This window comes from Aeromonas sp. S41-2 (assembly GCF_027705845.1).
Classification (GTDB): domain Bacteria; phylum Pseudomonadota; class Gammaproteobacteria; order Enterobacterales; family Aeromonadaceae; genus Aeromonas; species Aeromonas hydrophila.
On sequence record NZ_JAPDCG010000021.1, the window covers coordinates 1 to 9,541 of the forward strand.

General features: G+C 58.2%; 12 protein-coding genes and 1 pseudogene. 4 read left to right on the forward strand and 9 right to left on the reverse strand.

Translation table 11 applies throughout. The annotated features are described in order from the left end of the window. From OKC44_RS21955 to mphR(A), 4 genes and pseudogenes are all read left to right on the forward strand, one after another. Positions 1-82, forward strand: a pseudogene (locus tag OKC44_RS21955) (IS6 family transposase); the annotation flags it as partial. Between the two features lie 121 nt (positions 83-203). After that, positions 204-1,109: an Mph(A) family macrolide 2'-phosphotransferase gene (locus tag OKC44_RS21960; protein WP_000219391.1), complete on the forward strand. Its 906-nt coding sequence runs from the start codon at positions 204-206 to the stop codon at positions 1,107-1,109. Next, positions 1,106-2,344, forward strand: a complete 1,239-nt coding sequence (gene mrx(A) / locus OKC44_RS21965; RefSeq protein WP_000004159.1) for a macrolide resistance MFS transporter Mrx(A) — start codon at positions 1,106-1,108, stop codon at positions 2,342-2,344. Before OKC44_RS21960 ends, mrx(A) begins: the two co-directional genes overlap by 4 nt. Continuing rightward, positions 2,344-2,928, forward strand: a complete 585-nt coding sequence (gene mphR(A), locus OKC44_RS21970) for a macrolide-binding transcriptional repressor MphR(A) (protein WP_001137892.1) — start codon at positions 2,344-2,346, stop codon at positions 2,926-2,928. Before mrx(A) ends, mphR(A) begins: the two co-directional genes overlap by 1 nt. A 492-nt stretch (positions 2,929-3,420) precedes the next feature. On the opposite strand, the gene OKC44_RS21975 is transcribed toward mphR(A), so the two are convergent. The 9 genes from OKC44_RS21975 to dfrA12 all read right to left on the reverse strand — a co-directional run bounded on the left by OKC44_RS21975 (position 3,421) and on the right by dfrA12 (position 9,460). Continuing rightward, the gene (locus OKC44_RS21975; RefSeq protein WP_001389365.1) at positions 3,421-4,185 is read right to left on the reverse strand and encodes an IS6-like element IS6100 family transposase; all 765 of its coding nucleotides are present in this window, start codon (positions 4,183-4,185) and stop codon (positions 3,421-3,423) included. Positions 4,186-4,411: 226 nt separating this feature from the next. Further along, on the reverse strand, positions 4,412-4,717 hold the full coding sequence (locus tag OKC44_RS21985) for a PadR family transcriptional regulator (RefSeq protein ID WP_000130000.1): 306 nt from the start codon (positions 4,715-4,717) through the stop codon (positions 4,412-4,414). A gap of 10 nt (positions 4,718-4,727) precedes the next feature. Further along, positions 4,728-5,933, reverse strand: a complete 1,206-nt coding sequence (gene chrA / locus OKC44_RS21990; RefSeq protein ID WP_000184001.1) for a chromate efflux transporter — start codon at positions 5,931-5,933, stop codon at positions 4,728-4,730. Between the two features lie 155 nt (positions 5,934-6,088). Then, positions 6,089-6,292 carry a hypothetical protein gene (locus OKC44_RS21995; protein WP_000376616.1) on the reverse strand — a complete coding sequence of 68 codons (204 nt, stop codon included), beginning with the start codon at positions 6,290-6,292 and terminating at the stop codon, positions 6,089-6,091. Between the two features lie 127 nt (positions 6,293-6,419). After that, positions 6,420-7,259: a sulfonamide-resistant dihydropteroate synthase Sul1 gene (gene sul1 / locus OKC44_RS22000; RefSeq protein WP_000259031.1), complete on the reverse strand. Its 840-nt coding sequence runs from the start codon at positions 7,257-7,259 to the stop codon at positions 6,420-6,422. Then, positions 7,253-7,600: a quaternary ammonium compound efflux SMR transporter QacE delta 1 gene (locus tag OKC44_RS22005; protein WP_000679427.1), complete on the reverse strand. Its 348-nt coding sequence runs from the start codon at positions 7,598-7,600 to the stop codon at positions 7,253-7,255. The genes sul1 and OKC44_RS22005 overlap by 7 nt, the downstream gene beginning before the upstream one ends. Positions 7,601-7,763: 163 nt before the next feature. Next, positions 7,764-8,555 (reverse strand): ANT(3'')-Ia family aminoglycoside nucleotidyltransferase AadA2, encoded by a 792-nt coding sequence (locus OKC44_RS22010; RefSeq protein ID WP_001206356.1) that lies wholly within the window; start codon positions 8,553-8,555, stop codon positions 7,764-7,766. Between the two features lie 5 nt (positions 8,556-8,560). Continuing rightward, positions 8,561-8,851 carry a DUF1010 domain-containing protein gene (locus OKC44_RS22015; RefSeq protein WP_001336345.1) on the reverse strand — a complete coding sequence of 97 codons (291 nt, stop codon included), beginning with the start codon at positions 8,849-8,851 and terminating at the stop codon, positions 8,561-8,563. Positions 8,852-8,962: 111 nt separating this feature from the next. Next, the gene (gene dfrA12, locus OKC44_RS22020; protein WP_001083725.1) at positions 8,963-9,460 is read right to left on the reverse strand and encodes a trimethoprim-resistant dihydrofolate reductase DfrA12; all 498 of its coding nucleotides are present in this window, start codon (positions 9,458-9,460) and stop codon (positions 8,963-8,965) included. Positions 9,461-9,541 lie beyond the last annotated feature (81 nt).

Below are 9,541 nucleotides of genomic sequence, written 5' to 3' on the forward strand. Positions count from 1 at the left end.
ACGCAAAGGCCAGGCCTCAGCATTTTATTATGGTGATCCCCTGGGCGAAATGCGCCTGGTAAGCAGAGTTTTTGAAATGTAAGGCCTTTGAATAAGACAAAAGGCTGCCTCATCGCTAACTTTGCAACAGTGCCGGATTGAATATAACCGACGTGACTGTTACATTTAGGTGGCTAAACCCGTCAAGCCCTCAGGAGTGAATCATGACCGTAGTCACGACCGCCGATACCTCCCAACTGTACGCACTTGCAGCCCGACATGGGCTCAAGCTCCATGGCCCGCTGACTGTCAATGAGCTTGGGCTCGACTATAGGATCGTGATCGCCACCGTCGACGATGGACGTCGGTGGGTGCTGCGCATCCCGCGCCGAGCCGAGGTAAGCGCGAAGGTCGAACCAGAGGCGCGGGTGCTGGCAATGCTCAAGAATCGCCTGCCGTTCGCGGTGCCGGACTGGCGCGTGGCCAACGCCGAGCTCGTTGCCTATCCCATGCTCGAAGACTCGACTGCGATGGTCATCCAGCCTGGTTCGTCCACGCCCGACTGGGTCGTGCCGCAGGACTCGGAGGTCTTCGCGGAGAGCTTCGCGACCGCGCTCGCCGCCCTGCATGCCGTCCCCATTTCCGCCGCCGTGGATGCGGGGATGCTCATCCGTACACCGACGCAGGCCCGTCAGAAGGTGGCCGACGACGTTGACCGCGTCCGACGCGAGTTCGTGGTGAACGACAAGCGCCTCCACCGGTGGCAGCGCTGGCTCGACGACGATTCGTCGTGGCCAGATTTCTCCGTGGTGGTGCATGGCGATCTCTACGTGGGCCATGTGCTCATCGACAACACGGAGCGCGTCAGCGGGATGATCGACTGGAGCGAGGCCCGCGTTGATGACCCTGCCATCGACATGGCCGCGCACCTTATGGTCTTTGGTGAAGAGGGGCTCGCGAAGCTCCTCCTCACGTATGAAGCGGCCGGTGGCCGGGTGTGGCCGCGGCTCGCCCACCACATCGCGGAGCGCCTTGCGTTCGGGGCGGTCACCTACGCACTCTTCGCCCTCGACTCGGGTAACGAAGAGTACCTCGCTGCGGCGAAGGCGCAGCTCGCCGCAGCGGAATGAGCGAACGTCGATATAGCCCGCTCGCGACGCTGTTCGCGGCGACCTTTCTCTTCCGGATCGGCAACGCGGTGGCGGCCCTCGCGCTTCCATGGTTCGTCCTGTCTCATACAAAGAGCGCGGCCTGGGCGGGCGCCACGGCCGCTAGCAGCGTCATCGCGACCATCATCGGCGCGTGGGTTGGTGGTGGCCTCGTCGATCGGTTCGGGCGCGCGCCCGTCGCATTGATCTCGGGTGTGGTGGGCGGCGTGGCCATGGCGAGCATCCCACTGCTCGATGCCGTTGGCGCCCTCTCGAACACTGGGCTGATCGCTTGCGTGGTGCTCGGTGCCGCGTTCGACGCACCCGGTATGGCCGCGCAGGACAGTGAGCTGCCCAAACTCGGCCACGTCGCCGGGCTCTCCGTTGAGCGCGTCTCGTCACTGAAAGCGGTGATCGGGAACGTCGCGATTCTAGGTGGCCCGGCCCTTGGGGGGGCCGCAATCGGCCTGCTTGGCGCTGCGCCAACGCTCGGGCTGACGGCGTTCTGCTCCGTCCTTGCAGGTCTGCTCGGCGCGTGGGTGCTTCCCGCGCGTGCCGCTCGGACGATGACCACGACGGCGACTCTCTCCATGCGCGCCGGCGTCGCTTTTCTCTGGAGCGAACCCCTGCTGCGCCCTCTCTTTGGTATAGTGATGATCTTCGTGGGCATCGTTGGCGCCAACGGCAGCGTCATCATGCCTGCGCTGTTTGTAGATGCAGGACGCCAAGTAGCAGAGCTCGGGCTGTTCTCCTCAATGATGGGGGCTGGTGGTCTCCTTGGCATTGCCATTCATGCGTCGGTCGGCGCCCGGATATCAGCGCAGAACTGGCTGGCGGTGGCATTTTGTGGCTCTGCGGTGGGCTCGCTTCTGCTTTCACAGTTGCCAGGCGTGCCGGTGCTGATGTTGTTGGGCGCGCTCGTGGGACTGCTGACCGGCTCAGTCTCTCCCATTCTCAACGCTGCCATCTACAACCGCACGCCGCCAGAACTTCTCGGCCGGGTACTCGGCACGGTCTCGGCGGTGATGCTGTCAGCCTCGCCCATGGTTATGCTTGCGGCCGGCGCGTTTGTCGACCTTGCTGGTCCGCTCCCTGGCCTCGTTGTATCGGCCGTGTTTGCGGGGCTCGTGGCTCTACTCTCGCTCCGTCTTCAATTTGCTACAATGGCGGCGGCAGCCACAGCCTCCGCCCCAACCCATACAGAAGGTGAACACTGATGCCCCGCCCCAAGCTCAAGTCCGATGACGAGGTACTCGAGGCCGCCACCGTAGTGCTGAAGCGTTGCGGTCCCATAGAGTTCACGCTCAGCGGAGTAGCAAAGGAGGTGGGGCTCTCCCGCGCAGCGTTAATCCAGCGCTTCACCAACCGCGATACGCTGCTGGTGAGGATGATGGAGCGCGGCGTCGAGCAGGTGCGGCATTACCTGAATGCGATACCGATAGGCGCAGGGCCGCAAGGGCTCTGGGAATTTTTGCAGGTGCTCGTTCGGAGCATGAACACTCGCAACGACTTCTCGGTGAACTATCTCATCTCCTGGTACGAGCTCCAGGTGCCGGAGCTACGCACGCTTGCGATCCAGCGGAACCGCGCGGTGGTGGAGGGGATCCGCAAGCGACTGCCCCCAGGTGCTCCTGCGGCAGCTGAGTTGCTCCTGCACTCGGTCATCGCTGGCGCGACGATGCAGTGGGCCGTCGATCCGGATGGTGAGCTAGCTGATCATGTGCTGGCTCAGATCGCTGCCATCCTGTGTTTAATGTTTCCCGAACACGACGATTTCCAACTCCTCCAGGCACATGCGTAAACGGAGGTGTGCAGAGTCCCTGCGGCAGGCGACGAACACGACCGTCGTCGATTAGTACCGGTACGGTCGGTGGTATCGAAGTCTTGATCACCACTCAGGTCTACGGCTTACAAATGGTGACCATCCCGATACTTGCGTCAGAGCACCGGGCCGATTCTTTGACAGTGAATCACTCCCGTAAGGTTGTGCCGGTGTGGGTGTCCCGGGTCGAGACGATACTCCGCCAATGCGCCCAGCAAACAACCTGGCCATCGCAGGTGGTGGGGAGCGGTGTGGCGGATGAGTTGGACAAGTTGGTGTAGCAGCACGAGCACGGCGAGATAACATCGCAGGAGTTCGACATGCTCAAGAGACAGCTGATTGCGAATCGCGATGCAGATTCATAACCCGATTGCGGGTTGGCTTCACTCCACCATCACCGAGCAGACTAGCACGGCGGGCTCTGTTGCAAAGATTGGCGGCAGTCAGAGGTAGGCTGTCGCTCTGCGCCGATCAGGCGGCTGCTGCGAAATGGTGGTTGAGCATGCCCATGGCCTCCGTCAGCGCCGAGGGCCCAATGCCAAAAGCTCTCTCCACAAGGCGCACCTCGCCCCTGATGCCGGGCTGCAGGCACCAGGGGCGAGCCTGTCCTTTGCGCAGGGCTCGCATGACTTCGAATCCCTTGATCGTGGCATAGGCCGTGGGGATCGATTTGAAACCGCGCACCGGCTTGATCAGTATCTTGAGCTTTCCGTGATCGGCCTCGATCACGTTATTGAGATACTTCACCTGCCGGTGGGCCGTCTCCCGGTCCAGCTTTCCTTCGCGCTTCAATTCGGTGATCGCTGCACCATAGCTCGGCGCTTTGTCGGTATTGAGCGTGGCAGGCTTTTCCCAGTGCTTCAGGCCTCGCAGGGCCTTGCCCAGGAACCGCTTCGCTGCCTTGGCGCTGCGGGTCGGCGACAGGTAGAAATCGATCGTGTCGCCCCGCTTGTCGACTGCCCGGTACAGGTAGGTCCACTTGCCCCGCACCTTGACGTAGGTTTCATCCAGGCGCCAGCTCGGATCAAAGCCACGCCGCCAGAACCAGCGCAGCCGCTTCTCCATCTCCGGGGCGTAGCACTGGACCCAGCGATAGATCGTCGTATGGTCGACCGAAATGCCGCGTTCCGCCAGCATTTCCTCAAGGTCGCGATAGCTGATCGGATAGCGACAATACCAGCGCACCGCCCACAGGATCACATCACCCTGGAAATGGCGCCACTTGAAATCCGTCATCGTTCCGTCCGTCCAATCTCCGCCAAGCATGCTCAAGCTTCACGATTTTTGCAACAGAGCCCACACGAGTATTGAGCATAGTCGAGATTGGTGCAGATCACTTCTGATATTGAACTGTCAGGAGCTGGCTGCACAACAGCCATTACGCCCAATCAACTGGTGCAGTCGTCTTCTGAAAATGACAATCCAGTTAGGGTATAGCTCAACCTGACATAGAAGCAAAAACTCAACCACCTTCTACCAACTCTCCGAACAGCTCCTTGACCTTTGTTTTCGCATCAGCAAGTGCAGTTCTGCCTTGTTCAGTGATGTCATAAACACGCCGTTCACGTCGCCCGGTGCGTTCGTGGCGTGAGGTCAGATAGCCTTTTTTTTCCAGGCCGTGCAGCATCGGGTACACGGTGCCAGCGCTCATCTCGTAGCCGTGTCGGCGTAGCTCTTCGATGATCCCCAGCCCAAAGACAGGTTCCTCGGCTGCATGGTGAAGGATGTGCAGGCGGATCAAACCGCCGTAGAGGTCTTTGTCAGTCATTTTTTGTGCCTCACAGAGCGACGCTCAACAGCCACCCAGCTGCACCGCTACCGAGGACAACCAGCCACGGCGGGAGCTTCCAGAACATAAGTGCGACAAGGGCAACTAATGCCAAGCCGAAGTCTTGCGGCTGAAAGATGGCGCTAGTCCATACAGGCTGATACAGCGCGGCCAGCAGCAAGCCGACTACAGCGGCATTGATCCCGGCCAGCGCAGCTTGGATGCCTGTATTGCGGCGCAAACGCTCCCAAAATGGCATTGATCCGACGACCAGCAAGAACGAGGGCGCGAAGATAGCCAGCAGACACACAATGCCGCCGATCCAGCCCGACGGGGCGGTGTTCATCGAGGCACCAAGAAACGCGGCGAACGTGAACAAAGGGCCGGGCACCGCTTGAGCTGCCCCGTACCCCGCGAGAAAGGATTCATTGTTGACCCAGCCGGAGGGCACCACTTCGGCTTGCAGTAATGGCAGCACAACGTGACCACCGCCGAACACCAGTGATCCGACACGATAGAAGGAATCCACCATTGCCATGGTTTGACTTGGCATCAGTTCGGCCAACACCGGCAGGCCAATCAGCAAGACAAAGAACAGCGAGAGCCAAAGCACGCCGGCCCGGTGACTGACCGTGATAGGTAGGGGGTCATGCTCAACAACTTTCGCTGGCTTGAACAATAACCGGCCTGCGATGCCTGCGATAGCAATCACGCCAACCTGTCCCCACGCGGACGGCACAAGTAAAACGACGCAGGTAGCAATTGCCATGATGGTGACTCGCAGCCCATCCGTGCATAGGTTACGCGCCATGCCCCATACTGCTTGAGCGACCACGGCCACAGCCACCACTTTTAAGCCATGCAACGCGCCCTGCGAGACGTAATCGCCATAGCTGGAGATGCCGAGCGCAAAAAGGATCAAGGCTATGGCAGACGGCAGCGTGAAGCCAGCCCAAGCAGCCAGCGCCCCGCTGTATCCAGCCCGAGACAGTCCTACCGCTATGCCGACCTGGCTGCTTGCAGGCCCTGGCAAGAACTGACAAAGCGCGACCAAGTCAGCATAGCTCCGTTCGGAGAGCCAGCGCCGCCGTGTGACAAATTCGGCGCGGAAGTAGCCCAAGTGCGCAATGGGGCCGCCAAAAGATGTCAATCCAAGCCGCAGAAAAATAAGAAAGACCGACCATGGTCTGCTGTCATCGGTAGGGTTATTCGTCATACTTTCGCCTTCATGATCTGCAACGAGTTGATCAATAATAAGCGAAATTCGATAACGAAATTCGATATAAATCTAGAAAAAAATACCTCTATGTGTACTACGCAGTTTTAGCTGTGGCTTTCACAGGAGCACGCTTACTTACGGCTTAGCGTGCTTTATTTTCCGTTTTCTGAGGCGATCCCTAGGAGCTCGGATCTCAGGACGAAGGTCTCCGCGAATGTCCGGTCGATCCGCGCGACGTCCCAGGCGGGCGTTCCCTTGGCGGACATCCACGCCGCAGCGTCGTGCATCAGCCGCACAACCTCGTCGATATCACCCGAGCAGGCGACCCGAACGTTCGGAGGCTCCTCGCTGTCCATTCGCTCCCCTGGCGCGGTATGAACCGCCGCCTCATAGTGCAGTTTGATCCTGACGAGCCCAGCATGTCTGCGCCCACCTTCGCGGAACCTGACCAGGGTCCGCTAGCGGGCGGCCGGAAGGTGAATGCTAGGCATGATCTAACCCTCGGTCTCTGGCGTCGCGACTGCGAAATTTCGCGAGGGTTTCCGAGAAGGTGATTGCGCTTCGCAGATCTCCAGGCGCGTGGGTGCGGACGTAGTCAGCGCCATTGCCGATCGCGTGAAGTTCCGCCGCAAGGCTCGCTGGACCCAGATCCTTTACAGGAAGGCCAACGGTGGCGCCCAAGAAGGATTTCCGCGACACCGAGACCAATAGCGGAAGCCCCAACGCCGACTTCAGCTTTTGAAGGTTCGACAGCACGTGCAGCGATGTTTCCGGTGCGGGGCTCAAGAAAAATCCCATCCCCGGATCGAGGATGAGCCGGTCGGCAGCGACCCCGCTCCGTCGCAAGGCGGAAACCCGCGCCTCGAAGAACCGCACAATCTCGTCGAGCGCGTCTTCGGGTCGAAGGTGACCGGTGCGGGTGGCGATGCCATCCCGCTGCGCTGAGTGCATAACCACCAGCCTGCAGTCCGCCTCAGCAATATCGGGATAGAGCGCAGGGTCAGGAAATCCTTGGATATCGTTCAGGTAGCCCACGCCGCGCTTGAGCGCATAGCGCTGGGTTTCCGGTTGGAAGCTGTCGATTGAAACACGGTGCATCTGATCGGACAGGGCGTCTAAGAGCGGCGCAATACGTCTGATCTCATCGGCCGGCGATACAGGCCTCGCGTCCGGATGGCTGGCGGCCGGTCCGACATCCACGACGTCTGATCCGACTCGCAGCATTTCGATCGCCGCGGTGACAGCGCCGGCGGGGTCTAGCCGCCGGCTCTCATCGAAGAAGGAGTCCTCGGTGAGATTCAGAATGCCGAACACCGTCACCATGGCGTCGGCCTCCGCAGCGACTTCCACGATGGGGATCGGGCGAGCAAAAAGGCAGCAATTATGAGCCCCATACCTACAAAGCCCCACGCATCAAGCTTTTGCCCATGAAGCAACCAGGCAATGGCTGTAATTATGACGACGCCGAGTCCCGACCAGACTGCATAAGCAACACCGACAGGGATGGATTTCAGAACCAGAGAAAGAAAATAAAATGCGATGCCATAACCGATTATGACAACGGCGGAAGGGGCAAGCTTAGTAAAGCCCTCGCTAGATTTTAATGCGGATGTTGCGATTACTTCGCCAACTATTGCGATAACAAGAAAAAGCCAGCCTTTCATGATATATCTCCCAATTTGTGTAGGGCTTATTATGCACGCTTAAAAATAATAAAAGCAGACTTGACCTGATAGTTTGGCTGTGAGCAATTATGTGCTTAGTGCATCTAACGCCGGAGTTAAGCCGCCGCGCGTAGCGCGGTCGGCTTGAACGAATTGTTAGACATCATTTACCAACTGACTTGATGATCTCGCCTTTCACAAAGCGAATAAATTCTTCCAAGTGATCTGCGCGTGAGGCCAAGTGATCTTCTTTTTGTCCCAGATAAGCTTGCTTAGCTTCAAGTAAGACGGGCTGATACTGGGCAGGTAGGCGTTTTATTGCCCAGTCGGCAGCGACATCCTTCGGCGCGATTTTGCCGGTTATTGCGCTGTACCAAATGCGGGACAACGTAAGCACTACATTTCGCTCATCGCCGGCCCAGTCGGGCTGCGAGTTCCATAGCTTCAAGGTTTCCCTCAGCGCCTCGAATAGATCCTGTTCAGGAACCGGGTCAAAGAATTCCTCCGCTGCCGGACCTACCAAGGCAACGCTATGTTCTCTTGCTTTTGTAAGCAGGATAGCTAGATCAATGTCGATCATGGCTGGCTCGAAGATACCCGCAAGAATGTCATTGCGCTGCCATTCTCCAAATTGCAGCTCGCGCTTAGCCGGATAACGCCACGGGATGATGTCGTCATGCACGACAAGGGTGACTTCTATAGCGCGGAGCGTCTCGCTCTCGCCAGGGAAAGCCGAAGCCTCCATAAGATCATTGAGCAATGCTCGCCGCGTCGTTTCATCAAGCTTTACGGCCACAGTAACCAACAAATCAATATCGCTGTATGGCTTCAGGCCGCCATCCACTGCGGAGCCGTACAAATGCACGGCCAGCAACGTTGATTCCAGATGGCGCTCAATGACGCTTAGCACCTCTGATAGTTGGTTCGAAATTTCGATGGTCACCGCTTCCCTCATGATGTCTAACGGGCGAGGTAAGCCGACCGCAGAATGCGGGTCGGCTTGACCGAAATGTTAGAACCAGAAGCCAAAACGGATAACTTGAATTTGGCGACGGGCGCTAACCGTGAAAAAACGCTGCGCCACCGAGGCGGCACAGCACTGCAAAAACGATAGCTGCTTGCGCTTGCTACGCAAGGGCTAGAGGCCAAAAAGACTGAAAACCTGCGCAGCCCATGCAGGCGAAGCCCGGAAAAAAGGCAAAACAGGCACTGAATAACGCCTGAAAAGCTAAATGCCGTTTGAATAAACATGAGCTAAATAAAGCTGGGTTTCAGTGGTGCTAACGTTGGACGTAACGAGAGCCGGAGCGCAGCGGAGGGAACCAAAATGCGCAGCATTTTGGCGTCCCGTTGACGGAATGGTTAGCCGTTTCGACGCGCATAAACGGAGTGGGTGTACGGAATTACAGCTTGAATGGTTTCGGTTGAGACAAGCTCGAATTCTGTTTCGTTGAGCATTGGGAAGAAGGCGTCACCCTCGAAGGTTTGATGTACCTCAGATAGAAACACGCCGTGGGCGTGAGGTAGTGCCAGAGTGTATATCTCAGCTCCGCCCGCGACGTAGAGTTCATTGCCGAGTTCGGATGCCAAAGCGATAGCGTGCGACAGCGTTGAAACAACTACGCAGCCAGTGGCGCGGTAGTTAGCTTGGCGTGAGATTACCAATGTGTGACGGTTCGGTAGAGGCTTGCCGATAGACTCAAAGGTCTTTCGCCCCATGACAACGACTTTTCCCTCAGTGAGTCTGCGAAAAATCTTCTGCTCACCCGGAATTTTCCAGGGGATATTAGGACCATTGCCAATAACCCGATTGGCTCCCATCGCAGCAACGAGATAAATGCGTACTGATTCCGAGTTCATATGGCTAACTTTGTTTTAGGGCGACTGCCCTGCTGCGTAACATCGTTGCTGCTCCATAACATCAAACATCGACCCACGGCG